General features: G+C 68.2%; 21 protein-coding genes. 8 read left to right on the top strand and 13 right to left on the bottom strand.

The features are described from left to right. The first annotated feature begins 16 nt into the window (after positions 1 to 16). The 4 genes from dnaK (at position 17) to LXT13_RS02865 (ending at position 6,891) form a co-directional block, all read left to right on the top strand. On the top strand, positions 17 to 1,990 hold the full coding sequence (gene dnaK, locus LXT13_RS02880; protein WP_349254821.1) for a molecular chaperone DnaK: 1,974 nt from the start codon (positions 17 to 19) through the stop codon (positions 1,988 to 1,990). 68 nt (positions 1,991 to 2,058) lie between these two features. Next, entirely contained in the window at positions 2,059 to 3,210 is a 1,152-nt protein-coding gene (gene dnaJ, locus LXT13_RS02875) for a molecular chaperone DnaJ (RefSeq protein WP_233370092.1), read from the top strand. Between the two features lie 263 nt (positions 3,211 to 3,473). After that, a complete protein-coding gene (locus LXT13_RS02870) occupies positions 3,474 to 5,132 on the top strand; it encodes a response regulator (RefSeq protein ID WP_233370313.1) in 1,659 nt (552 codons plus the stop codon). 79 nt (positions 5,133 to 5,211) lie between these two features. Next, on the top strand, positions 5,212 to 6,891 hold the full coding sequence (locus LXT13_RS02865; RefSeq protein ID WP_233370091.1) for a phosphoethanolamine transferase: 1,680 nt from the start codon (positions 5,212 to 5,214) through the stop codon (positions 6,889 to 6,891). Between the two features lie 9 nt (positions 6,892 to 6,900). Here LXT13_RS02865 and LXT13_RS02860 read toward each other — a convergent pair whose 3' ends face one another. Continuing rightward, positions 6,901 to 8,025 (bottom strand): PA0069 family radical SAM protein, encoded by a 1,125-nt coding sequence (locus LXT13_RS02860; protein ID WP_233370090.1) that lies wholly within the window; start codon positions 8,023 to 8,025, stop codon positions 6,901 to 6,903. Between the two features lie 106 nt (positions 8,026 to 8,131). On the opposite strand from LXT13_RS02860, the gene LXT13_RS02855 reads away from it, so the two are divergent. After that, entirely contained in the window at positions 8,132 to 9,421 is a 1,290-nt protein-coding gene (locus tag LXT13_RS02855) for an MFS transporter (protein ID WP_233370089.1), read from the top strand. Between the two features lie 18 nt (positions 9,422 to 9,439). On the opposite strand, the gene LXT13_RS02850 is transcribed toward LXT13_RS02855, so the two are convergent. The 4 genes from LXT13_RS02850 to LXT13_RS02835 are packed head-to-tail and all read right to left on the bottom strand — an operon-like array spanning position 9,440 to position 14,478. Continuing rightward, a complete protein-coding gene (locus LXT13_RS02850) occupies positions 9,440 to 11,821 on the bottom strand; it encodes a DUF3604 domain-containing protein (RefSeq protein ID WP_233370088.1) in 2,382 nt (793 codons plus the stop codon). A 19-nt stretch (positions 11,822 to 11,840) separates the two neighbouring features. Then, a complete protein-coding gene (locus tag LXT13_RS02845; protein WP_233370087.1) occupies positions 11,841 to 12,641 on the bottom strand; it encodes an ABC transporter permease in 801 nt (266 codons plus the stop codon). Then, positions 12,638 to 13,654 carry an ABC transporter substrate-binding protein gene (locus LXT13_RS02840; protein WP_233370086.1) on the bottom strand — a complete coding sequence of 339 codons (1,017 nt, stop codon included), beginning with the start codon at positions 13,652 to 13,654 and terminating at the stop codon, positions 12,638 to 12,640. The genes LXT13_RS02845 and LXT13_RS02840 overlap by 4 nt, the downstream gene beginning before the upstream one ends. After that, positions 13,651 to 14,478, bottom strand: a complete 828-nt coding sequence (locus LXT13_RS02835; RefSeq protein WP_233370085.1) for an ABC transporter ATP-binding protein — start codon at positions 14,476 to 14,478, stop codon at positions 13,651 to 13,653. Before LXT13_RS02835 ends, LXT13_RS02840 begins: the two co-directional genes overlap by 4 nt. Positions 14,479 to 14,570: 92 nt before the next feature. Between LXT13_RS02835 and LXT13_RS02830 the strand changes: the two genes are divergently transcribed. Continuing rightward, positions 14,571 to 15,335 (top strand): GntR family transcriptional regulator, encoded by a 765-nt coding sequence (locus LXT13_RS02830; protein ID WP_233370084.1) that lies wholly within the window; start codon positions 14,571 to 14,573, stop codon positions 15,333 to 15,335. A gap of 19 nt (positions 15,336 to 15,354) precedes the next feature. On the opposite strand, the gene dnaB is transcribed toward LXT13_RS02830, so the two are convergent. The 7 genes from dnaB to ppsA form a co-directional block, all read right to left on the bottom strand. Then, positions 15,355 to 16,776 (bottom strand): replicative DNA helicase, encoded by a 1,422-nt coding sequence (gene dnaB, locus LXT13_RS02825; protein ID WP_233370083.1) that lies wholly within the window; start codon positions 16,774 to 16,776, stop codon positions 15,355 to 15,357. Between the two features lie 153 nt (positions 16,777 to 16,929). Continuing rightward, positions 16,930 to 17,382, bottom strand: coding sequence for a 50S ribosomal protein L9 (gene rplI / locus LXT13_RS02820; protein ID WP_233370082.1), 453 nt, complete (start codon positions 17,380 to 17,382; stop codon positions 16,930 to 16,932). Between the two features lie 12 nt (positions 17,383 to 17,394). Continuing rightward, positions 17,395 to 17,685, bottom strand: coding sequence for a 30S ribosomal protein S18 (gene rpsR / locus LXT13_RS02815; RefSeq protein WP_233370081.1), 291 nt, complete (start codon positions 17,683 to 17,685; stop codon positions 17,395 to 17,397). Positions 17,686 to 17,715: 30 nt separating this feature from the next. Next, positions 17,716 to 18,021 carry a primosomal replication protein N gene (gene priB, locus LXT13_RS02810; RefSeq protein ID WP_233370080.1) on the bottom strand — a complete coding sequence of 102 codons (306 nt, stop codon included), beginning with the start codon at positions 18,019 to 18,021 and terminating at the stop codon, positions 17,716 to 17,718. Positions 18,022 to 18,068: 47 nt separating this feature from the next. Then, entirely contained in the window at positions 18,069 to 18,431 is a 363-nt protein-coding gene (gene rpsF, locus LXT13_RS02805) for a 30S ribosomal protein S6 (protein ID WP_233370079.1), read from the bottom strand. 144 nt (positions 18,432 to 18,575) lie between these two features. Then, entirely contained in the window at positions 18,576 to 20,636 is a 2,061-nt protein-coding gene (locus LXT13_RS02800; protein WP_233370078.1) for a VC_2705 family sodium/solute symporter, read from the bottom strand. Between the two features lie 78 nt (positions 20,637 to 20,714). Then, positions 20,715 to 23,111, bottom strand: a complete 2,397-nt coding sequence (ppsA, locus tag LXT13_RS02795; protein WP_233370077.1) for a phosphoenolpyruvate synthase — start codon at positions 23,109 to 23,111, stop codon at positions 20,715 to 20,717. 286 nt (positions 23,112 to 23,397) lie between these two features. Between ppsA and ppsR the strand changes: the two genes are divergently transcribed. Then, positions 23,398 to 24,219, top strand: a complete 822-nt coding sequence (gene ppsR, locus LXT13_RS02790) for a posphoenolpyruvate synthetase regulatory kinase/phosphorylase PpsR (protein ID WP_233370076.1) — start codon at positions 23,398 to 23,400, stop codon at positions 24,217 to 24,219. Continuing rightward, positions 24,220 to 25,104: an EamA family transporter gene (locus tag LXT13_RS02785; protein ID WP_233370075.1), complete on the top strand. Its 885-nt coding sequence runs from the start codon at positions 24,220 to 24,222 to the stop codon at positions 25,102 to 25,104. Between the two features lies 1 nt (position 25,105). Here LXT13_RS02785 and LXT13_RS02780 read toward each other — a convergent pair whose 3' ends face one another. Beyond that, entirely contained in the window at positions 25,106 to 25,447 is a 342-nt protein-coding gene (locus LXT13_RS02780) for a hypothetical protein (protein ID WP_233370074.1), read from the bottom strand. Positions 25,448 to 25,458 lie beyond the last annotated feature (11 nt).

Raw genomic sequence — 25,458 nt, 5'->3', positions numbered from 1 at the left:
CAAACAGCATCCAAGCATCTCTTCAGGAGCAGAACAAATGGGAAAGATCATCGGCATTGACCTCGGCACGACCAACTCGTGCGTGGCGGTCATGGAAGGCAACACGACGCGCGTGATCGAGAACGCCGAAGGCGCTCGCACGACGCCGTCCATCATTGCCTACCAGGAAGACGGCGAGATCCTCGTTGGCGCCTCGGCAAAGCGCCAGGCCGTGACCAACCCCAAGAACACGCTCTACGCCGTCAAGCGCCTGATCGGCCGTAAGTTCAGCGAGAAGGAAGTGCAGAAGGACATCGACCTGATGCCCTTCACCATCGCCGCTGCCGACAACGGCGACGCGTGGGTGGAAGTGCGCGGCAAGAAGTACGCGCCCCCGCAGGTTTCGGCCGAAGTGCTGCGCAAGATGAAGAAGACCGCCGAGGACTACCTCGGCGAGGAAGTGACGGAAGCCGTCATCACGGTGCCGGCCTACTTCAACGACGCGCAGCGCCAGGCCACCAAGGATGCTGGCCGCATCGCTGGCCTCGACGTCAAGCGCATCATCAACGAGCCCACCGCTGCGGCCCTGGCTTTCGGCCTTGACAAGCATGGCAAGGGCGACCGCAAGATCGCCGTGTATGACCTGGGCGGCGGCACGTTCGACGTGTCCGTCATCGAGATCGCCGACGTCGACGGCGAGAAGCAGTTCGAGGTGCTGTCTACCAACGGAGACACGTTCCTCGGCGGCGAAGACTTCGACCAGCGCATCATTGATTACATCGTCACCGAGTTCAAGAAGGAACAAGGCGTCGACCTGACCAAGGACGTGCTGGCCCTGCAGCGACTGAAGGAAGCCGCCGAAAAAGCCAAGATCGAGCTGTCCAACTCGTCGCAGACCGACGTCAACCTGCCCTACATCACGGCAGACGCGTCGGGCCCGAAGCACCTGAACGTCAAGCTGACCCGCGCCAAGCTGGAATCCCTGGTGGATGAGCTCATCGAGCGCACGATCGCCCCCTGCCGCACGGCCATCAAGGATGCCGGCGTGTCCGTGGCCGACATCGACGACATCATCCTGGTCGGCGGCATGACGCGCATGCCCAAGGTGCAGGAAAAGGTCAAGGAGTTCTTCGGCAAGGAGCCGCGCAAGGACGTCAACCCCGACGAGGCCGTGGCCGTCGGTGCCGCCATTCAGGGCCAGGTCCTGGGCGGCGAGCGCAAGGACGTGCTGCTGCTGGACGTCACCCCGCTGAGCCTGGGCATCGAGACCCTGGGCGGCGTGATGACGAAGATGATCAAGAAGAACACGACCATCCCGACGAAGTTCTCGCAGACGTTCTCGACCGCTGACGACAACCAGCCGGCCGTGACCATCAAGGTCTACCAGGGCGAGCGCGAGCTGGCGCAGGCCAACAAGTCGCTGGGCGAGTTCAACCTCGAAGGCATCCCGCCGGCGCCGCGCGGCACGCCGCAGATCGAAGTCTCCTTCGACATCGACGCCAACGGCATCCTGCACGTCGGCGCCAAGGACAAGGGCACCGGCAAGGAAAACAAGATCACCATCAAGGCGAATTCGGGCCTGTCCGAGGCCGAGATCGAGAAGATGGTGAAGGACGCCGAGGCCAATGCGGCCGAGGACAAGAAGAAGGTTGAGCTGGTGCAGGCCCGCAACCAGGCCGACGGCCTGGTCCACAGCGTGCGCAAGTCGCTGAGCGAGCATGGCGACAAGCTGGATGCCGGCGAGAAGGACAAGATCGAGGCGGCCGCCAAGGAGCTGGAAGAAGCCATCAAGGGCGACGACCAGGCCGCGATCGAATCCAAGACCGAGGCGCTGATGACGGCCAGCCAGAAGCTGGGCGAGAAGATCTACGCCGACCAGCAGGCCGCCGCTGGCGCCGCGGCGGGTGCTGCCCCCGAGCAACCGCAGGCCGCCCCGCAAGGCGAAGCCAAGCGCCCGGCCGACGACAACGTCGTGGACGCCGAGTTCAAGGAAGTCAAGGACAGCAAGTAAGCCCTCCCGTGACTTCACGGCCCGGGAGCGCTCACGGCGCACCCGGGCCTTTGCCTTGAAAGACAGCCATGGCGTCCAAGCGCGATTACTACGAAGTCCTCGGCGTCGCCAAAAACGCCCCCGAGGACGAGATCAAGAAGGCCTACCGCAAGCTGGCCATGAAATACCACCCTGACCGCAACCAGGGTGACGGGGCCAAGGCCGCCGAGGAGAAGTTCAAGGAGGCCAAGGAGGCCTACGAGATGCTCACCGACGCCCAGAAACGCGCGGCCTACGACCAGTACGGCCATGCGGGCGTGGACCCCAACATGGGTGCCGGCCGCGGCGGCCCGGGCGCGGAGGGCTTCGGCGGCTTTGCCGAGGCCTTCGGCGATATCTTCGGCGACATCTTCGGCGGTCAGGGCGGCCAGCGCCGTGGCGGCGGCGGCCAGCAGGTCTACCGCGGCAGCGACCTCAGCTACGCGATGGAGATCACGCTGGAGGAAGCCGCGCGCGGCAAGGAAACGCAGATCCGCATCCCGAGCTGGGAGAGCTGCGAGACCTGCGGCGGCTCCGGTGCCAAGCCGGGCACGTCGGCCAAGACCTGCGGGTCATGCGGCGGCTCCGGCACGGTGCACATGCGCCAGGGCTTCTTCAGCATCCAGCAGACCTGCCCGCACTGCCATGGCACCGGCAAGATCATTCCCGACCCCTGCATGACCTGCAGCGGACAGGGCAAGGTCAAGAAGCAGAAGACGCTGGAGGTCAAGATCCCCGCCGGCATCAACGAGGGTATGCGCATCCGCTCGGCGGGCAATGGCGAGCCAGGCGTGAACGGCGGCCCGGCGGGCGACCTCTACATCGAGATCCGCATCAAGCAGCACGACATCTTCGAGCGTGACGGCGACGACCTGCACTGCACGATGCCGGTGTCCATGATCACGGCGGCGCTGGGCGGCGGCATCGAAGTGCCGACGCTGGGCGGCAAGGCCGAGATCGAGCTGCCCGAAGGCACGCAGCATGGCAAGACCTTCCGGCTGCGCGGCAAGGGCATCAAGGGCGTGCGCTCCAGCTACCCGGGCGACCTGTACTGCCACATCGCGGTCGAGACGCCCGTGAAGCTCACCGAGCACCAGAAGAAGCTGCTGAAGGAGCTCGACGAGTCGCTGAAGAAGGGGGGCGACAAGCACTCGCCCAACGCCAAGACGTGGACGGACCGGGTCAAGGACCTGTTCAAGTAAACGGCACCGTTCCGGCTCGATCAGCCGCAGCGCCCTCGCGGGCCTGCGGCTTTTTTCATGCCCGCGGCGGCTCGCCTGCGGACTGACCGCCGCGTCGGATGTCACGGATGCCGTCGACGTGCTGGTCAACCCGCTCTCCCTTCGTGCCTCATACACCCTAAAGTCGTGCGCTGTCATTCCGATGACTCATAAGTGATCGCACCCACGCAAGCTCCGCTCACAGTCCACGGCCCGCGGCCGGGGAAGGAGGCTGCGTGTTCCTGATGGACCAGAACATCCAGGATGCGACGGCGCTGATCATCGACAGCAACGCCAACTCACGCAGCCTGATGTCGGCCCAGCTTCGTGACCTGGGCGTGGGCACCGTGCGCCAGACGCCGCGCGTGAAAGACGCGCGCGTCATGCTGGAGCACCAGACCTACGACATCGTGCTGTGCGACTACCACTTCGACGCCAGCGAGACCTCGGGGCAGGACCTGCTCGACGAACTGCGGCGCGAAGGCCTGCTGCCCTATTCCACCGTGTTCATCATGGTGACGAGCGAAGCCACCTACGCCAAGGTGGCAGAGGCCGCGGAAGCCGCGCTGGACGCCTACCTCATCAAGCCATACACCAGCGCCAACCTCGCGGAGCGGTTGGCCAGCGCGCGGCACCGCAAGCGCGTGCTGAAGGACATTTTCGAGGCCATCGAGAACCAGGATTTCGAGACCGCCGCCAACCTGTGCCTCGCGCGCTTCGAGGCCAAGGGCAAGTACTGGCTGTACGCCGCGCGCATCGGTGCCGAGCTGCTGCTGCGCCTGAAGCGCTTCGATGACGCACGCACGCTGTACGAAGCCATCATCGCCGCCAAGACCGTGCCGTGGGCGCGGCTGGGCGTGGCGCGCACGGAGCTGGCCGGCGGCAACCTGCAACAGGCCCGCCGCACGCTGGAGAACCTCATCGGCGAGCTGCCCGACTACGCTGACTCCCACGATCTGCTGGGCCATGTGCAGATGGAACAGGGCGATCTCACCGAGGCGCTGAAGACCTACCAGACCGCGGCCACGCTGACGCCCGGCTGCCTGCTGCGGCTGCAGCGCTGCGGGTCGCTGGGCTTCTACGTAGGCCAGCGCGCCGACGCGCTGCGCATGCTGGAGCGCGCAATGTCGCAGGGCCTGCGCTCCAAGCTGTTCGACATGCTCAGCCTCGTGCTCATCGGGCTGATGCGCTTCGATGCAAAGGACTTCAAGGGCTTCAAGTACGCCCACGACGCACTCGGCGCAGCGCTCGAGCGGTCGCCGGGTTCGATCCGGCTGCAGCGCTTCGACCTCGTCTTCCGCGGCCTCGCCTTCCTGATGGACCGCCGCGTCGGGCAGGCGATGATCGTCGCGCGCGAGTTCACCGAGCACGCCTCGGCCGGCAACTTCGACCTCGAAGCCGCGTCACTGCTGACGGCGCTGTGGATCCGTCTGTCCAGCCAGGAAGTCGAGCTGGAAGAGATGATGCCCATCCTGCACGGCCTGGGCATGCGCTACTGCACGGCCAAGGCCAGCACCGAGATCCTCGTGGCGATGACCGAGACCCACCAGGGCGCGGCCGAGCAGTACCGCGAGTGCCACCACCGGATCTTCAACGTGGCCGAGACGGCCATGCGGCATTCGCTGCGCGGCAGCGCCAAGATCGCCGTCGAGCTGCTCATCGAACAGGGCCGCCTGACGCGCAACGGCAAGCTCATCGACATGGCGGGCCTCGTGCTGAAAAGGCACGCCGACAAGATCGACAACGCCGAGGCGCTGGGCATCCAGATCGACGATCTGCACGACCGCTACGTCAAGCCCATGGCCGGCGGCCCGCTTAAGGCCCGCACGGCCGGCGGCGTGGTGCTGCGCGCGCCGACGGCGGAGGCGCCGAAGGCGGCGTCGGCGCCGGCCGAAGCCGCCTGACGTCGTCGCACGCGCCGGACTGGCGCACGGGCCGCGAGAATGCGCGCCGGCTTCATCCCCATCACCACTCCCGATGTCCGTGCTCAAACGCCTCCTGGCCTGGTTCCGCCCTGACACCTCGCGTCCCCTCTCCCAGGCCTGGCTGGCCGCGGCGTGGATGGGCCTGCTCGCCAACTGGCCGCTCTGGCAGCAGCTGAATACGTTGCCCGGCGTGGGCGTCGGCTTCACGCTCGCTTTTGCAGGCATGGTGACGGCCGCCACCGGCGCCGTGCTGAGCCTGCTGGCCTGGCCGCGGCTCATCAAGGGCGTGCTGGTCGTGCTGCTGCTGGCCAGCGGCGCCCTGGCCTATTTCATCGGCAGTTACGGCATCGTGTTCGACCCGACGATGGTCGTGAACATGGTGCAGACCGACGTTCGCGAGACGCGTGACCTGCTGAGCTGGCGGCTGTTCGCCAGCCTCGCGCTGCTGGGCGCGCTGCCTGCCTGGTGGCTGCTGCGCCGTCCCGCGGCGCCAGCGCAGGCGCTGCCGCGCCGCCTGGGCGGCAACCTGGCCGGCTTTGCGCTCGGCCTCGTCGCGATGGTGCTGCTGGCGCTGAGCGTGTTCGCGACGCTGTCGTCGACGATGCGCAACTACAAGAGCATCCGCTACATGGTCACGCCGCTGAACGCTGTCTACTCGGTCAGCATCGTCGGCGTCCGCAGCCTGTCCGGGCCCAAGGGCCCCCCGGTCGTCATCGGTGCAGACGCGCGGCTGCTGCCGCGGCCCGACGGCAGCAAGCCGCCGCTACTGCTGTTCGTCGTCGGCGAAACGGCACGCGGCATGAACTTCAGTCTCAATGGCTACGCGCGCCCCACCAACCCCGAGCTCACCAAGCTGCAAGGCCCGAGCCTCGTCAGCCTGCGCCAGGTCACGTCCTGCGGCACGGCAACCGCCGCATCCCTGCCCTGCATGTTCGCGCCGCAGGGGCGTGCCGGCTTCGACGCCGACAAGCCGCAGGAGAACCTGCTCGACGTGCTGCAGCGCGCGGGACTGGCCGTGCTGTGGCTGGACAACCAGAGCGGCTGCAAAGGCCTGTGCGACCGCGTTCCCCACAGCCCCACCGCCAAGCTGCCCGACGGCGCCGCGCCGCTGCCGGCCGGCCTGTGCAGCAAGGATGAGCTCGGCGAGGAGGAATGCTTTGACGAGGCGCTGCTGCACGAGCTGGACAAGCGCATTGCCGCGCTCGACCCGGAGCGTCTCAAGCGCGGCCTCGTGCTGGTCATGCACCAGATGGGCAGCCACGGCCCGGCCTACTTCAAGCGCTCGCCGCCCGACCTCAAGCCCTTCCAGCCTGAGTGCAAGAGCAACACGCTGCAACAATGCCAGCGAGAGCAAGTGGTCAACGCCTACGACAACACGCTGGTGACGACTGACCGGCTGCTGACCCGCGCCATCGGCTGGCTGCAGGCGCGGTCGGCGCGCTTCGACACCGGCATGCTCTATGTGTCGGACCACGGCGAATCGCTCGGCGAGAACGGGCTGTACCTGCACGGCATGCCCTATGCGATGGCACCCAAGGAACAGACGCATGTGCCGATGATCCTGTGGGTGCCGGAGGGCGGGGCGACCGCCGCGTCGCTGAAGCCCGGCTGCCTCGGCAGCCTGCGGGACCAGCCGGCATCGCATGACAACCTCTTCCACACAGTCATGGGCTGGGTGGGGGCCCGGGCGGACGTCTACAAGCCCGAGTGGGACCTGCTGGCCGGCTGCCGGCGATGAGGCGCCTGGCTAGAACAGGCTGCCCTGCGCGGACGGCTTGCGTGGCGGCGTGAACAGCGCCAGCTGCACCGGCCGCCGCTCGTTGCGCAGCCCCAGCTTGGCGATGGCCCGACGCAGCCGCGCCTGCAGCAGCTCCGCCCAGACGCCCTCGCCCGTGAAGCGCGTGCCGAAGCGCGCGTCGTTGTCCTTGCCGCCACGCATGTCGCGGATGCGGGCCATCACGCGCTCGGCGCGGTCGGGGAAATGGCGCTGCAGCCAGTCCTGGAACAGTGGATTCACCTCCCAGGGCAGCCGCACCGGGATGCTGAAGGCGCTGCTGGCGCCGGCTGCATGGGCGGCCTCCAGGATGCGCTCCAGCTCCGGCTCGTTGATGAAGGGAATGACGGGCGACACGCTGACGCCCACCGGCACGCCCGCGTCCGCCAGTGCCTGGATCGTGCGCAGCCGCCGCGCCGGTGCAGCGGCGCGGGGCTCAAGGATGCGGGCGAGGTCGTTGTCCAGCGTCGTCACCGACAGGTAGACTGACACCAGCCCCTGCGCGGCCATCGGGGCGATGAGGTCCATGTCGCGCTCGATGCCGCTGCTCTTCGTGACGACGGAAAACGGGTGCTGCGACTCGGCCAGCACTTCGATGATGCGGCGCGTGAGGCCCAGTCGGCGCTCCACCGGCTGGTAGGCGTCCGTCGCCGTGCCCAGCACCAGCGAGCGCGGCTCGTAGCGCGCGCCGGCCAGCGTCTCGCGCAGCCGCTCGGCCGCGTTGACCTTGGCGATGATCCGCGTCTCGAAGTCCAGCCCCGGCGACAGGTTCAGGTAGCTGTGCGTCGGCCGCGCAAAGCAGTAGATGCAGCCGTGCTCGCAACCCCGGTAGGGGTTGATGGAGTAGTCGAACGTGATGTCCGGCGACTGGTTGCTGGAGATGATCTTGCCGGCCTGCTCCTCGATGACCTGGGTGGCCGGCGGCAGCTGTTCTTCGGTGGCGAGTTGGTCCAGCGAGCCCCAGCCATCGTCGTGCTGCTCCCGCTCCCGCTGCTCGAAGCGATGCGGCATGGCCGTGGCCGTGCCGCGCCCCTTGATGGAGTCGACCGGGACGAGCGCCGGCTGGGCGGCGGCGATGCGGGTGGGGGCAGGCGGCATACTGTGAATATATACAGCATTTGAAACCTTGCCTACCGTTCTGATGTGCCCGAGTCCCGGGCGCCGCGCCACAGGGCGCTCGCGGCGTAGGCCCTAGACTGCCCCGATGCCCCTGGAAGATGTTGCCGAGCACCGCCCTCCCCGCCTGCGTGACCACACCGACTACCACCGCCTGCTCGCGGCCCGCGTGACCGGCGGCGCGGCCAACCAGATGCTGATGGTGGCGCTGGGCTGGCAGATGTACGACCTGACCGCCAGCGCCTGGCAACTGGGCCTGGTCGGCCTGGCGCAGTTCCTGCCGGCGCTGCTGCTGACACTGCCGGCTGGCCACCTCGTCGACCAGCACGACCGCCGCCTGCTGCTGGCGGGCAGCCTGGGCCTGCAGCTGCTGGTGGCTGCCTGCCTCGCGCTGGCCAGCGTGGGCGGCTGGGTGGCGCCGTCATTGATCCTCGGCCTGTCGGTGCTGCTGGGCTGCGCGCGGGCGCTGCAAATGCCGGCGCAGCAGGCGCTGATGCCGGCGCTGGTGCCTCCGGCCCTGCTGCCGCGCGCCGTCGCGGCGGCCAGCTCGACGATGCAGGCCGCCATCATCGCGGGGCCGGCCTTGGGTGGCGTGCTGTACGGCCTGGGGCCGGCGGCGGCCGGCCTGGCGCACGACGGCCAGTCCGGCGCGGCCGCGCATTGGGGTGCGGCGCTGGTCTACGGCGTGTCGCTGCTGCTGCTGGCGACGGCCGTGGCCGGCGTGCTGGCCCTGCGCCACCGGGCCGCCGCGCCGCAGCGTGCGGCCCCCGGGCTGGCGCAACTGACGGCCGGCATCCGCTTCATCTGGCAGCGGCCCGTCATGCTGGGGGCGATCTCGCTGGACCTGTTCGCCGTGTTGCTGGGCGGCGCCACCGCGTTGCTGCCGATCTTCGCGCGGGACATCCTGCACACCGGGCCCGAGGGCCTGGGCCTGCTGCGGTCGGCGCCCGCGGTCGGCGCAGTGGTCGTCGGCCTCTGGTTCGCCCGGCGGCCCATCACACGGCGTGCAGGGCACTGGCTGCTCGGCGCCGTGGCGGTGTTCGGCCTGGCGATGATCGGCTTCGCGCTGACGTCGTCTTTCATCGTCGCGTTCCTCGTGCTGCTGGTCAGCGGCGCGGCCGACATGGTCAGCGTCGTCATACGCCAGTCCATCGTGCAGCTGGAGACGCCCGACGACATGCGCGGCCGCGTCGGCGCGGTGAACTCGGTCTTCATCGGCGCCAGCAACCAGCTCGGCGAGTTCGAATCCGGCGCCACGGCCGCTGTGCTGGGGCCCGTGGGATCGGTGCTGCTAGGTGGCTTCGGCGTGCTGGCGGTCGTGGCGCTGTGGTTCAGGCTCTTTCCGGCGCTGGCGCGGCGGGACCGGCTGCACCCCTGACGGCGGCGGTCTCGTCCGTCAGCCCATGGCGGTCGTGACGAAGAGCGCCGAGGTCCACACGCGCGATTGGTCACGCTGGCGGGCGGTGATGAAGAGCGGATGCTCCACGCCGGCTTGCAGGCCGAGGCTGAGCAGGTCCACCTCGCCCGACACGTCGCGCGGCAAGGCGGCGTCGGTGACGGGTTCAACGCTGAGCACGAGCTCGGTGCCGGGCAGCTCCTCCTGGAACGAGCCGCGCGCCAGCAGCTCCGCACCGCTGATGCGCACCTCCACCTCCGGCGCATGCACGAAGGGCTGGCGCTTGAGCGGGCTGCCGACCTTCACATAACCATCGATGCGTGCGTTCACGGTGATGTGTGCGTCGCGCAGCTCGCCCAGCGTCAGCTCGATGCTGTCGGTGTCGCCATGCGTGGCGGTCTTGAAGCAGACGGTCGTCGTGTCTTCGCGCCACGTCGTCTGCTCGGCATGGTCGAAGCCCAACGCGTGGACCGCGCGCAGGTTGGTGCCGCGCACGTCGATGCTGCCGTCCCAGTAAGCGCCGCGGTAGCGGTCCTTGATGCGCGCGCCGCCGACACGCACGCGCACGCGGGTGCCGGACCAGCCGAGCTCTCGATGCAGGTCCCGCGACCAGATGCACTGGTCGCCGCGGAACAGCTGCACGCGCTCCCAGCCGGCATCGCCCAGCAGCCGGTAGGCCAGCGGCGTGGCGCCATCCGTCGTGCAGACATCGCCCATCCAGTGCTCGCCGAGGCGCAGCGAGGCGAAGCTGCGCTCACCCGTCGTGGCGAAGGTGCGGCGCGCGCGCAGCGCCTGGCCCACGGCCTGACGGTCGAAGCGCGCGGCCAGCACGCCGGTGAGCCCTCCTCGCGAGCCGAACACGGCCGTGGCCGGCACGCCACCGCCGCAGCGGCCCTGGTGCTCGTCGCTGTTGGCAACGGCGCCGACGCGATAGCCCCGCGCCAGTGCCTCGGCATAGACCCAGTGGAACTGCCCCCAGGCAGAGCCGACCTCCACCAGCCGCTCCAGTTGCGGATGGTGCCAGTCGAGGTTGCAGCGCCGCCCGCCAACGTGCGGGATCATCAGGTGGCACTCGGGGTCGTCGGCGTAGGCGGCGTACAGGTCGTCCACCGGCCAGGTGCCGGGCCGGATCGTGCCCTGCGTGAACTCGTTCCACTCGAAGCTGCGCATCAGCCGCCCCTGCTCGTCGAACGGAAAGCGCGGCTTGCCCTCGCCGAGGAAGACGATGTTGCGATCACCGCCGGCCGCGGAGTTGCCGCACCACTCGGTGCCCGGGTAGCAGACAAAGCGGCCGGGTTCGTTGAGCGCATGGATCAGAGCGACCGCCTGGTTCCAGCGCGCCTCGGTGATGTTGAAGTCGTTGGCCGTGTAGCCCAGCACGTCGAGGCCGGCGACATCGCGGCCGTAGCTGAGGTTGTAACGCGTGTCGTTGGTGCCGATGGTGTCGTCGGAGTGCACGTGCAGGTCGGCATACAGCGGCCGCAGGCCAGGCAGCTCAGCCGCGGTGACGTAGGCCTGCGCGGCCAGGCTCAGCGGCGGGTGCGCCACCTCGGCCGTCAGCCGCCACTCGCCCGTGGCGGCCAGCCGATGCGCCGACAGGCGCGCCACAGCCCAGCCCTCGGTCGCGAGCGTGAACGGTCGCGCCTCGGCGGCGCCGTCGGGACCGTGCAAGGTCAGCATGCCTGCCAGCGGCATGTCACGGCAGGTGTTGCCCCAGGCGTCATCCAGTCGCACGAGCGTGTCGAATGCCTCGCCGACACCCACCAGCCGCGGTGCGATGAGCTGCAGGCGCGCCGGTGACCCCGGCACGATGTCCAGCACGCAGTCGCCCGGCACCTCGGCGAACTTGGAGCTGCCCAGCGGGTCGATGAACATGCGGAAGCGGAAGCCCTGCTCGACGAAGCTCTGCACCCGCGTGCCCGCACCGCCGTGGCGCCGGTCGCCCAGGCGGATGACGATGCGGTCGCCGGGGTTGAGGTAGCCATCGACGATGTCGATCAGCACCGCCTTCTGGAACGGCCGCTCATGGCCCTTCTGGTCGAACCGCACCTTCAGGTGCTGCACCGTCGCGGGGCTCTGGCCCGGCACCAGCGGCCCCGCCTGGTATTCGGCCGACACGAAGTTGGCCGCACGCGGATCGGTCGTCTGGAACAGCGCCCAGTCCGAATAGAACTTGAACGCGAGCTTGAGCCAGGCGCCATCGGCCAAGCCCGAGGCGCCGACCTCGTAGACCAGCGTCAGCTCCGTCCACTCGCCGGCCACCAGTTGCTGGCGGTCGCAGCTGAGCCGGCCGAGGAAGGGCTTGCCCTTGTTCTGTTCGTAAAGGCCACGCGGAGCGATGTAGTCACCGGCCTCGCGGGCGGGGTCGAAGGGATGGGTCATGGTGGGTCGATGAGAAGGCTCACTGGCCGCGCCAGTGGCTGTAGCGGGCTTCCAGCCGACGGAAGACGAAGCTCTCCGTCAGCCAAGCGATCAGGCCGATCAACGCGATGCCCAGCAGCACCTGGCTGCTGTTGCCGATCTGGCCGCCGGTGGACACCATCCAGCCGATGCCCTTGGACGCGCCGATCATCTCGGCCGCGATCAGTGCCCGCCACGCCTGGCTGAAGCCGATGCGCAGCGCCGCCGTGATGAAGGGCAGGCAGGCCGGCAGGTAGACGAAGCGCAGCAGCTGCCGCCGCGACGCTCCCAGCGTGCGCGCGGCGCGGACCTCGCCGCCCTCGATGGAGCGCACGCCCTCCTCGACGGTGATCGCCATCGGGAACATGGCGGCCATGACGATGACGGCCAGCATCGAGGCCTCGCCCAGGCCGAGGAAGAGGATGACCAGCGGCGTCCAGGCGATGGGCGGGATGGCCATGAACAGGCTGTTGACCGGCCCCATGAACGCCCGCCAGCCCGCCGACAGGCCCATCGCCGTGCCCAGCGCGATGGCGAGCGCCGCGGCCAGGCCGAAGCCCGCCAGCTCGCGCAGCAGGCTGGCGCCCAGGTGCCGGGGCAGGCTGCCGTCCTGCCAGGCGCGCAGTCCCTCGCGCAGCACGTCCCAGGGCTGGGGCAGCACATAGGACGGCATGCGTAGCGCCAGCAGCATCCACACCAGCAGGATCAGCGGGATGGAAGCCCACGCCAGCCCGCGCTGCCAGCGCCATGTGGCCCGGCGCGAGGCGGTGGCGGGCTTCTCCATCAAGGCCATGGTGGTCATTTCGGGACGCCTGCGGTGGCCTTCAGCCAGTAGCCGGTGTCGACCACCTTCTCCACCTTGAGCGGCTGGGCGATGAAGCCCAGCGATAGCGAGTAGTCCATGAGCCGCTGGATGAAGCGCAGGTCCTGCGCCTCGAGCGCATCCGCCCAGCCCAGGCGCTTGCGCGCCTCCTGCACGATGGCCGTTGGCGCGATGGTCTTGCCGTCTGCCGTCTGCACGGCCTCGAGCTTGAAGGCCTGGGCGATGATCTGGTTGCTCTCGGCGGGCTGCTGCTTCAGGAAGTTGATGGCCTTGTGATGCGCGCGCAGCAGCTTCACTACGTCGCTGCCGCGCTCCTTCAGCGTCGCGACCGGTGCCATGACGACATACCACGGGTACTCCGGCAGCGCCTGGTTCAGGTCCAGCACCAGGCGGCTGTTGCCGCGCAGCAGCGCCTGCGACACGAAGGGCTCCCACAGGAAGGCGGCGTCGGCCACGTTGCGGTCCAGCGCCGCGTTCATGTTGGCCGGCGGCATGGGCAGGATGCCGAGGTCCTTCTCAGGGTCCAGCGCGGCCTGCTCCTTCAGCACGAAGCCGCGCAGCAGCACGTCCATGCCGCTGCCCTTGGCGACCGACGCCAGACGCCGGCCGCGCAGGTCGGCCAGCGTCTTCACGGGACCTGCGGCGGTGCTGATGACGGCCGCCTGTCCGTAGTTGACCTTGGCGAGGATGCGCGCATCAAGGCCGCGCGAGAACCACTGGTAGACGGGCGGGGCGCCGACGTAGGCCAAGTCCAGCTCGCCGGCTGCCAGAGCCTGCTGCAGCACGGGGCCGTCGCCGAAGGATTTGAGCTCCACGCTCAGTCCCTCTTCAGCGAAGAAGCGCTTCTGCTCGGCGATGACGGCCGGCGCGTTCGCCATCGCGAACACCCAGCCAACGCGCAGCGGCCTGGTGTCGGCGCGCGCGGTGGACGTCAGGCACAGGGAGGCTGCGGCGAGCAGCAGGGTAAGCAGGGGGCGGCGTGCGACTGTCATGCGGGCTGGGTGGTCACGTGGTCGATGCGATCGAGAAGCTGATCGCGCAAGGCATGGAAGCGCGGCAGGCGCTGCGTCTGCGGCAGTTGGCGCGGGCGCGGCAGGTCGATGAGGAGTTCGCAGTCGATGCCCCGCGGCGCACGGCCGAGCACGACGACGCGGTCGGCCAGGAAGACGGCCTCGTCGATGTCGTGGGTGACGAACACCACCGTCTGCCCCAGCGCGGACCACAGCCGCAGCAGCTCCTCGTTCATGTGCCGGCGGCTCATCGCGTCCAGCGCGGCGAACGGCTCGTCGGCCAGCAGCAGCGCGGGCTCGGGGGCCAGCGCGCGGGCAAGCGCCACGCGTTGCCGCATGCCGCCCGACAGCTGGTGCGGCAGCTTGTGGGCCGCCGCTTCCAGGCCGACCAGTCGCAGATAGTGCAACGCCTTGTCAGCCTGCTGGCGGGGCGTCAGCAGGCCCTGCATCCGCAGGCCGAAGCGCACGTTGTCCAGCGCGTTCAACCATGGGAACAGATGCGGCGACTGGAACACATAACCCAGCTCGGGCATCTCGGGGCGCACCGCCACGTCGTTGAGTTCCACGCGCCCGCGATCCGGCGGCAGGAAGCCCGACAACAGGTTCAACAGCGTCGACTTGCCACAGCCCGACGGGCCCAGCACCACGACGAACTCACCCGGTGCGACAGCGAGATCCAGCCCCTGGAACACCGGCTGGCCGTCGGCATGCGAGAAGTGGACGCCCGACAGGCGCAGGCCGTCAGGCTCGCGCCCGCGGAAGGGGCTTTCGGCAGGTGGTGGAGGGGGTCGTGACGGGTACGGCATGGAGGCGTCGGGGCCGAGTTGTTAGGCCGCTGGAATGCCGCAGATAATACGTATTAATACAAGTTGTCCATCTGCGGATACCGACTGACCATATGAGTAAAACCGCCGCACCCGCACCCGCCCTCCGCACGGCGCTGACCCGGCAGAACGCCACGTCGCTGTACGAGCAGATCGCCGCTCGGCTGATGGAGGAGATGGAGGCGGGCCTCTACGAGCCCACGGGCCGCCTGCCGTCGGAGGCGGAGATCGGTGAGCGCTTCGGCGTCAGCCGCGTCACCGTGCGGCTGGCGCTGGACAAGCTGGTGCAGGAAGGCGCCGTCGTGCGCAAGCAGGGCAAGGGCAGCTTCGTCGCCGGACGCCAGATGCGCCACGGGCTGGACACGCTGCGCAGCTTCCACGAGTCGCTCAAGCTGCAAGGCCTGCGGGCGACCATGCAGCTGCTGGAGAAGAAGGTGGTCACGCTACCGGACGACATGCGCCAGCGGTTCGCGCCCGCCGTGAGGGGGTTGTTCGTGCAACGGCTGCACTTCGTCGACGGCGAGCCGATCGCGCTAGGCGAGAGCCACCTGCCCTACCGGCTCAACGACCTCAGCTGGGCGGAGGTGGAGCAGCAGCCGGCCTACAGCCTGCTGGCCGACAAGATGGGCGAAGGCCCGGCGCGGGCGGACATCGCCATCGGCGCATTGGCAGCTGACGAGCGCCTGGCCGGGGCGCTGCAGGTGGCGGCGGGCAGCGCGCTGCTGCTGATGCGCCGCACGTCGTACTTCGGTTCAGGTGCGTGCTGCGATCACACGCACTTCTACATCCGGCCGGAGCGCTACGAGTTCGTCATGAGCAGCACGTTCAGGCCCGCCTGAGCGAGTCCCACGACCGGCATCAATACTCGTCGCGCTCGACGCCGACATAGCCCGGCGCCAGGTTCTCGAACTTGGTGTGCATGCGCTGGAAGGCGAGCTTCACTGTACCGACCGGGCCGTTACGCTGCTTGGCGATGATGATTTCCGCAACGCCCGGCTCCTTGCACTCGTCCTTCGTGTAGTACTCGTCGCGGTAGATGAACATGATGATGTCCGCGTCCTGCTCGATGGCGCCGGATTCGCGCAGGTCGGACATCATGGGCCGCTTGTCGGGCCGCTGCTCCACCGAGCGGTTCAGCTGCGACAGCGCGATGACGGGGCAGCGCAGCTCCTTGGCAAGCGCCTTCAGGCCCCGTGAGATTTCGCCCAGCACGGTCGCGCGGTTTTCCTCATTGCCGCCGCCGTTGCCCGTCATCAGCTGCAAATAGTCGATGACGATCAGCCCCAACTGGCCACTGATGCGGGCCTGACGGCGGGCGCGGGCGCGCACCTCGCTGGGCGACAGGCCGGGGCTTTCGTCGATGTAGATCGCCGCCTTGCCCAGCTTGTCGACCGCCTCGGACAGCCGGCTCCACTCGTCGTCGGCCAGACGACCGGTGCGCAGGTGGCTCTGGTCAATGCGGCCGATGGAGCCCACCATCCGCAACGCCAGCTGCGCGGCGCCCATTTCCATCGAGTAGATGACGACGGGCAGGCCCTCGTTGATGGCGACGTTCTCGGCGATGTTGACGGCGAACGCCGTCTTGCCCATGGACGGGCGCGCGGCCAGCACGATCAGGTCGCCCGGCTGCAGGCCGGCCGTCTGCTTGTCCAGGTCGTAGAAGCCGGTGCGCACGCCGGTCACATCCTGCGCACCGCTCTCGGCCAGCTCGTTGACGCGGTCGATGAGCTGCACGACCAGCCGGTCCATACTCTGGAAGCCTTGCTGGCTGCGCGAGCCCTCCTCGCCGATGCGGAAGATCTTGCCCTCGGCCTCGTCGAGGATCTGCGTGACCGCTCGGCCCTGAGGGTTCATCGCGGCGGTGGCGATTTCGTCGGAAGTTGCCACCAGCTTGCGCAGGATGGCGCGCTCCCGGACGATCTCCGCATAACGACGCAGATTGGCGGCACTCGGCACGCTCTGCGCGATGGAGTTCAGGTACGACAGGCCGCCGCACTCATCGGCCCGACCCAGCGACGTGAGCTCGTCGAAGACGGTGACGACGTCGGCCGGCTTGCCGGCGTTGATCAGCTTGCCGATGGCCGCGTAGATGTGCTTGTGCTCGAAGCGGTAGAAGTCGCTCTCGGTCAGCAGGTCGGCCGCGCGGTCCCATGCGGAGTTGTCGATCAGCAGGCCGCCGAGCACGCTGTACTCGGCCTCCACCGAATGCGGCGGCACGCGCAGCCGGGCCACTTCGTCATCGGGCGGGGCGGAGGAGGAGGCAGGGAAGATCGCAGACATCGCTTGTGGATAACGCTGTGGACGAACTGGGTGTAGCCGGTGGACCGAGCGGGAAAACTGGGCCCTGAAAGACAGAAGGCCGAAACCTCGGGAGGCTTCGGCCTTCAATTTGATGTTGCGGCGGCTTGGGCCACCGCGCCATCCGGAGAAGCGTTACTCGGCTTCGGCGACGACCTGGACGGTCACTTCGACGACCACATCCGTGTGGGCGGCAACGTTGACCGGGAACTCGCCGACGGCCTTCAGCGGACCGTTGGGCAGGCGCACCTGGGACTTGACGACCGGCGTGCCGGCCTTCGTCAGTGCGTCGGCGATGTCGGCGTTGGTCACCGAGCCGAACAGGCGGCCGTCCACACCGGCCTTCTGGGCGATGCGCACGGTCGAGCCGGCAATCTTCTCGCCCAGCTTCTGGGCTTCGGCCAGCTTCTCGGCGGCGGCCTTTTCGAGCTCGGCGCGACGGGCTTCGAATTCCTTGATCGCGGCGTCGGTCGCACGGCGGGCGGCCTTGGTCGGGATCAGGAAGTTGCGGGCGTAGCCGTCCTTGACCTTGACGACATCGCCGAGGTTGCCGAGGTTGGCGACTTTTTCGAGCAGGATCACTTGCATGTCGTCAGCTCCTTAGACCTTGTGCTGGTCGCTGTACGGCAGCAGGGCCAGGAAGCGGGCGCGCTTGATGGCGACCGTCAGCTGACGCTGGAAGAAGGCGCGCGTGCCGGTCAGGCGAGCGGGCGTGATCTTGCCGTTTTCGGCGACGAAGTCGCGCAGCGTGTCGATGTCCTTGTAGTCGATCTTCTCGACACCGGCGACGGTGAAGCGGCAGAAACGCTTGCGGCGGAACAGCAACGACTGTTGGTTGCGCTTGGGCTTCTTGTCCTTGGAGAAGCGACCTTTACCACGTGGCGGGGGCATATGGGACCTCTGTTGAATCTATCCGGGTGTTCAAACGTCCTGGTTCCGGGCAGCGGGTTCGATCACGGTGACGTGGGCGATGAAGCCCCGGCCGTTGCGCTGGTGGGTCAGGAAGCCGCGGAAGACCGCGACACCACCGACTCCCAGCTTCTGCAGCTCCTTGGCCACCTCGCCCACCGCAACCGCCTTGATCTCCAGGGAGACCTTGCGCGGCTTGCCGGCTTCGATGACGTCGGACTCTGCCTTGAGGGCAGCGTCCAGGGCCATCAGCCCGGCGGGTGTGTAGCGAACTTGACCGAGTTGCTGGATCTGCGCCGACAGCGAAAGCTGGTTCACGCGTGGGCGCTGCTGCTCTGAAACCTGGTTCTAGCGATGGGCGGTGATCAGGCCGCTTCCTGTTGCGGAGCCTTGCGGGCTTCTTCGCGCTCGACGGCCTTCATCATGACCGAGGGGGTCGTGATGGCCTTGTCCTGGACCACGGTGAGGTGGCGCAGCACGGCGTCGTTGAAGCGGAAGCCGGTCTCGAGCTCGGCAAGGATTTCCTTGCTGACTTCGATGTTCAGGCACAGGTAGTGGGCCTTGGCGAGCTTCTGGATCTGGTAGGCCAGTTGACGGCGGCCCCAGTCCTCGACCCGGTGCACGACACCGCCACCGGCGGTGATCAGGCCCTTGTAGCGTTCCAGCATGGCCGGAACCTGTTCGCTTTGATCCGGATGGATCAGCAGAACGATTTCGTAGTGACGCATAGATACTCCTTGTGGATTCCAGCCCGGCGTTGTCGGGATGACGGCCGGTCTGTGGAAGCCGCGCCACGGCGTCTACTCGTGGGTACGGCAAGGGGGAACCCGTAATTCTAGCCCGGTTTGGGGAGATTCCCAAGCGACGCAGTTTTACGGCGCGCGCAGCCGGTCGACGAAGTTGCGCTGGCGTGCGCCGGGCGCGGCCGTCAGCAGGCTCACGACCGCCAGCGCCGCGGCGCCGGCCGGCACGCCGAACAGGCCCGCCGAGGCCGGCTGGATGCCCCACCACAGCGTGGCCGGCCCCGGCAGGCCGACGAGCGCGCGCAGCGATGGCTGAGCGGTGACGAGGTAGACCAAGCACACCGCCAGCCCGGTCAGCATGCCGGCCAGCGCGCCGGCGCGGTTGGCACGGCGCCAGAACACGCCGGCCACCAACGCCGGAAAGAACGTCGACCCGGCGATGGAAAACGCCGCGGTGACGACGCCGAGGATGTCCGCCGGCCGGCTGGACGCCACCGCCGCCGCCGCCAGCGCCGCCGCCAGCAGCAAGGCCTTGGACAAGGTGACCCGCCGCGTACGTGATGCGTCGGGGTTGATCGCTTTGTAGTACAGGTCATGCGACAACGCCGTGGAAATGGCCAGCAGCAGGCCGTCGGCCGTCGACAACGCCGCGGCCAGGCCGCCAGCGGCCACCATGCCCGAGATCACATACGGCAGGCCGCCCAGCTCAGGCATGACGAGCATGACCAGGTCTGGATGCAGGCGCAGCTCGCCCAGTTGCAGCCGGCCATCGCCATTGAGGTCCACCGCAGACAAGAGCCCCGGATCGACCCGCTGCCACTGGCGGATCCACGCCGGCAACTGGTCGAACGAGCTGCCGACGAGGTGGTCGAAGACTTCCGTCTTCACCATGACGGCTAGCGCCGGCGCGGTCAGGTAGAGCAGGCAGATGAAGATCAGTGACCAGGCGACGGACTCGCGCGCCGTCGCCACCGAGTCGGTCGTGTAGTAGCGCGTCAGCAAGTGCGGCAGTCCGGCCGTGCCGACCATCAGGCACAGCGCCAGCGCGATGAAGTTGCGCCGCGACTCGCTGGCGCGCGCCTGCTCGGCCGGGTCGCCCTCGGGATTGCCGGCGAACGGCTGTGCATGCGGCACCAGCCCCGACAGCGGCCGCGCGAGCTGCGCCTCCTGCAGCCGCTCGCGATGCCAGCGCTCTTCCGCCTCCGCGGGCGTCCGCGGCAACGCGGCGCGCTGCTTCTCGGCAGCCTGGATCTGTGCCAGCGGGGCGTTGCGGGCCTTCAGCGCCGCCACACGGGCCGAGGCCTCAGCCTGTTCCTCGGCCAGCGCCACCGGCACATCGACCAGGCGCCGGGCTGCGGCATCGGCGCGCTGCTGGTGGATGGCTCGGACCTGCAGCTCGGCCGGGTCGCGCATCAGCTGCTGTTCACGCTCGGCCAGCTGGTGCAACTGGTGGCCGTAGGCGATCTGCGGCAACGGCCAGCCCGTCTGCTTGACGCTGAGCCAGATGACCGGCACCAGGTAGGCCAGGATCATGATGAGGTACTGCGCCACCTGCGTCCACGTGACGGCGCGCATGCCGCCGAGGAAGGAACACACCAGCACGCCGCCCAGGCCGACAAACACGCCAACCTCGAAGCCGAGGCCCGTCAGCCGCGTCGTGATGAGGCCCACGCCATAGATCTGCGCGACGAGGTAGACGAAGGACACGAGGATGGCCGCTACGGCGCCGACAACGCGCAGCGTGCGGCTCTCGAAGCGCTCAGCCAGGAAGTCACCCAGCGTGAACTGGCCGAAGCGGCGCAGATAGGGCGCGATGCACAACGCGACGAGCACGAAGCCACCCGTCCACCCGAGCACATAGGCCAGCCCGGCGTAGCCGCTGGCGTAGAGCGTGCCGACGAGGCCGATGAAGGTGGCCGCGCTCATCCAGTCGGCCGCGGCGGCCATGCCGTTGTAGAGCGGCGGCACGCGGCGGCCGGCAACGAAATACTCGGCCGGGTCAGTCGTGCGGCTCAGGATGCCGATGACGGCATAGACGGCCACCGTCGCGCCGAGGAAGGTGTAGCCGATCCAGGCCTTGGGCATGCCGTGCTGCTCGCCCAGCCCCAGACCCACCACGAGCGCAACAAAGCTGAGGGCGAACAGCGCGTAGCGCCGGTGCAGGCGACGGTGGGAGGGAGCGGCGGACACGGGCGCGATGATGCGCAAAAAAAACCCGGGTTCCCTTGCGGAGAACCCGGGCCGCGTTTAAGCGGTGAGGCCGTGGCCTTACTTGGCGGCCAGCATCTGCCAGGTGTCGATGACGGTATCCGGATTCAGCGAGATGGACACGATGCCCTCCTCCGCCAGCCACTGGGCAAAGTCGGGGTGGTCACTGGGGCCCTGGCCGCAGATGCCGATGTACTTGCCGGTTGCGCGGCAGGCGCGGATGGCACGCGAGATCATGGCCTTGACGGCCGGGTCGCGCTCGTCGAAGTCGCCGGCCAGCTGCTCCAGCCCGGAGTCGCGATCCAGGCCCAGCGTCAGCTGCGTCAGGTCGTTCGAGCCGATGGACATGCCGTCGAAGTGCTCCAGGAATTGCTCGGCCAGGATGGCGTTGCTCGGCACCTCGCACATCATGATGACGCGCAGGCCATCGACGCCGCGCTTCAGGCCCTTCTCGGCCAGCATGTCGACGACCTTGGCCGCCTGCTTCACCGTGCGCACGAAGGGCACCATGATCTCGACGTTGGTCAGGCCCATGTCCTTGCGCACACGCTTGAGCGCCTCGCACTCCATCGCGAACGCGTCCTGGAACTCGCCGCTGATGTAGCGCGATGCACCACGGAAGCCCAGCATGGGGTTCTCTTCATCCGGCTCGTAGCGCGTGCCGCCGATGAGCTTGCGGTACTCGTTGGACTTGAAGTCGGACAGACGGACGATGACCGGGCGCGGGAAGAAGGCGGCGGCGATCGTCGCGATGCCTTCGGCCAGCTTGTCCACGTAGAAGGCACGCGGCGAAGCGTGGCCGCGGGCCACCGACTCGACGGCCTTCTTCAGGTCGGCGTCGATGTTCGGGTAGTCCAGGATGGCCTTCGGGTGGACACCGATGTTGTTGTTGATGATGAACTCGAGGCGGGCCAGGCCCACTCCGCCCGAGGGCATCTGCGCGAAGTTGAACGCCAGCTGCGGGTTGCCGACGTTCATCATGATCTTGATCGGGCAGTACGGCAGTTCGCCCCGATGCACCTCGCTGATCTCGGTCTCCAGCAGGCCGTCGTAGATGTAGCCGGTGTCGCCTTCAGAGCAGGCCACCGTGACGAGTTGGCCGTCCTTGAGCTTCTCAGTGGCGTCGCCGCATCCGACGACAGCAGGGATGCCCAGTTCACGCGCAATGATGGCCGCGTGGCAGGTGCGGCCGCCACGGTTGGTCACGATGGCGCTGGCGCGTTTCATGACGGGCTCCCAGTTCGGGTCGGTCATGTCCGTGACGAGGATGTCGCCTGGCTGCACACGCTCCATCTCGGCGACGCTGTCGACCAACCGGACCGGGCCCGTGCCGATCTTCTGGCCGATGGCGCGACCTTCGGCCAGCACGGCGCTGTGGGCCTTGAGCTTGTAGTGGTGCTCGACCTGGCCAGCGGCCTGGCTCTTCACCGTCTCGGGGCGGGCCTGCAGGATGTAGAGCTTGCCGTCGACGCCGTCGCGGCCCCACTCGATGTCCATCGCGCGGCCGTAATGCTTCTCGATGATCAGCGCGTAACGGGCCAGTTCGGTGACCTCAGCGTCATTCAGCGAGTAGCGGTTGCGGTGCTCGGGGACCGTGTCCACGGTCTTCACCAGCTTGCCGGACGCAGCCTTCTCTTCCGGCGTCGCGAACTCCATGCGGATCAGCTTGGAGCCAAGGTTGCGACGGATGATGGCCAGATTGCCGCGCTGCAGCGCTGGCTTGTGGACGTAGAACTCGTCCGGGTTCACGGCGCCCTGCACCACCGTCTCGCCCAGGCCGTAGCTGGACGTGATGAAGACGACGTCCTGGAAGCCGCTCTCGGTGTCGATCGTGAACATGACGCCGGCCGAGCCGAGGTCGGAGCGCACCATGCGCTGCACACCGGCGGACAGCGCCACGTCGCCGTGCGCGAAGCCCTTGTGCACGCGGTAGCTGATGGCGCGGTCGTTGTAGAGCGACGCGAACACCTCGCGCATCTTGTGCAGCACCTCGTCGATGCCGTGCACGTTCAGGAAGGTCTCCTGCTGGCCGGCAAAGGAGGCGTCGGGCAGGTCTTCCGCGGTGGCGGACGAACGCACCGCGAAGGTCGCGTCGGGGTTGTCAGCCGTGAGCTGGGCGTAGGACGAGCGTACACCGGCTTCCAAGTCAGCCGGGAACGGCTGGTTCTCGATCCAGCGGCGGATCTCGGCGCCGGCCTCGGCCAGCGCGCGGACGTCGTCAGTGTTGAGCGTGGCGAGCCGCGCCGCGATGCGCGCATCCAGGCCCTCATGGCGCAGAAACTGCCGGAAAGCATGCGCCGTCGTGGCAAAGCCACCGGGCACGCGAACGCCGCTGGCGGCCAGCTGCGAGATCATTTCGCCGAGGCTGGCGTTCTTGCCGCCAACGGCCTCGACATCGGTCATCCTCAGGTTCTCAAACGGTACGACCAGGGCGGTCGCCTCGAACAGGGTGGACATGGGAAAACTCCAGGAGGTTGAAAAACCGGGGCCGTCGCGTTGTCCGGGCCACTCATGTCGATCGCTGCCGAGCGGGAAGGCTCCAGGCAGGCGCGGCTCCATCCATTTCTGGATTCTTCGAGGAGGAGGGAGGCGCGCATGAGGCGGGTCGCGAGGGGAATTGCGGCTGATTCTAGGCGGTTCGTACCCGGCTTGTAACCGCCTGATCGGGCGAGGCGCGCCGCCGGTCCGGCTACGAGGCCGCTGGCTATCATGGCCGCGCTGTTGAACTCCGAAAGCCGCCGCCATGACCGCCCGAACCGTCTACTTCGTCTCCGACGGCACCGGCATCACGGCCGAGACCTTCGGCAACTCCATCCTGGCGCAGTTCGCGATCAAGCCGCGCCATGTACGCCGGCCCTTCATCGACACGGCGGACAAGGCCCATGCCGTTGTCGCCGAGATCAACGAGTCGGCCATGCGTGAGGGCCAGCGGCCCATCGTCTTCGCGACGCTGGTGGACCGGGACGTGTTGAAGATCGTCCGCGAGCACTGCCAGGGCCGGGTTATGGACATGTTCGGCACCTTCATCGAGCCGCTGGAAGACGAGTTCGGCATCAAGAGCAACCACCGCGTCGGCCGCTTCTCCGACGTGGCGCAAAGCCAGGAGTACCACGACCGCATCGAGGCCATCAACTTCTCGCTGGCCCACGATGACGGCCAGTCGTCCAAGAACCTCGACGCGGCCGACGTCATCCTGGTGGGCGTCAGCCGCTGCGGCAAGACGCCGACGTCGCTGTACCTGGCAATGCAGCACGGCATCAAGGCCGCCAACTACCCGTTGATCCCGGAAGACTTCGAGCGCCGCAAGCTGCCCGCGCCACTGATGCCCCACAAGCGCAAGTGCTTCGGCCTGACCATCGACCCCGAGCGCCTGGCTTCCATCCGCAATGAACGTCGCCCGGGCAGCAAGTACGCCGACGTGCTGAATTGCCGCTACGAGGTCAACGAGGCAGAAGGCATGATGAAGCGCGATGGCATCTCGTGGCTGTCGTCCACGCACAAGTCCATCGAGGAGATTGCGACGACGATCCTGCGCGACATCCGGCCGGACCGCCTGATCTATTGAATGTCGGCCCACGCGCTCGCCCTCGTCCTCACCGCCGCCCTCCTCCACGCGCTCTGGAACCTGGCCGCCAAGAAGTGGGGCGGCGGGCCACATTTCGTGTTCGCCTGCGCCGTGGGCGTCGTGGGGTTCTGGCTGCCCGCGGTGCTGTGGATCGGCCTGGACGCGCTGCCGCACTGGTCGCCACTGGCCTGGGGCTTCGTCGTCGCCAGCGCCGTCGTCCACCTGCTGTATTTCAACTGCCTGATCGCCGGCTACAAGGCCAGCGACCTGACCGTCGTCTACCCTGTCGCGCGTGGCAGCGGGCCGCTGCTGTCGGCGACCGCGGCGGTCCTGCTGCTGGATGAACGACTCGGCCTGATCGGCGCCGCCGGGCTGGCCGGTGTCGTGGGCGGCATCCTGCTCATCACGATGGGACCGCGGTTGATGGGCCGTGGCGTGGACCCCGAGGTCACCGCGGCCATCCGCCGCCGCAAAGGCGTTTACTGGGGCGTGGCCACCGGCACGCTGATCGCCGGCTACACGGTGCTGGACGGCTACGCGGTCAAGATGCTGGCCGTATCGCCGCTGCTGCTGGACTACTGTGGCAACGTGCTGCGCGTGCCGATGCAGCTGCCCGTCGTGCTGCGCAACCGGCAGAGCTTCAAGTCCGAGATGCAGCGCACGTGGAAGGGCGTGTTGGCGGTGGCCACGGTCAGCCCGCTGGCCTATGTCCTGGTGCTGCTGGCAGTGCGCGACGCGCCGCTGTCGCGCGTTGCGCCAGCGCGCGAGGTGTCGATGCTGTTCGCGGCGCTGCTGGGCGGGCAGCTGCTGGGCGAGGGCGAGAAAGGCTGGCGGATCGGCGGCGCGGTGCTGATCGGCGCCGGCGTGGTCGCGCTGGCGCTCTGAGTCAGCCCTCGTCGCCCTGCGCCAGCATCGCCGCGCTGACGGCACCGCATTCGGCATCCTCGTCGTCGAAGATCACGATGAACCAAAACGACTGCTCTGGCGAGCCGTGCACCTCCTGCAGTTCGGAGGCGGGCCGCGACAGCTTCAGCTTGAGGTCCAGCGACAGCTCGTCGGCCGCGACGAGCTCCTGACGATCAACCGCCTCCAGCTGCGCCGGATCCTCTCGGAAGTCGAGCACGACGACGAGGTCGTTGGTCTTGAAGTGGCGCTGCGCCGCCTGCGCGAAATCGGTGACCCGCTCGTCGAAGATTTGCTGGATGCGGTCGGGGACGGCTGCGCTCATGGGAGGTCTTC

Source organism: Pelomonas cellulosilytica (assembly GCF_021353265.1).
In the GTDB taxonomy this organism is placed as follows: domain Bacteria; phylum Pseudomonadota; class Gammaproteobacteria; order Burkholderiales; family Burkholderiaceae_C; genus Pelomonas; species Pelomonas cellulosilytica.
The sequence above is the reverse complement of the archived record's forward strand: the minus strand, read 5'-3'. Positions and strand labels throughout refer to the sequence as shown.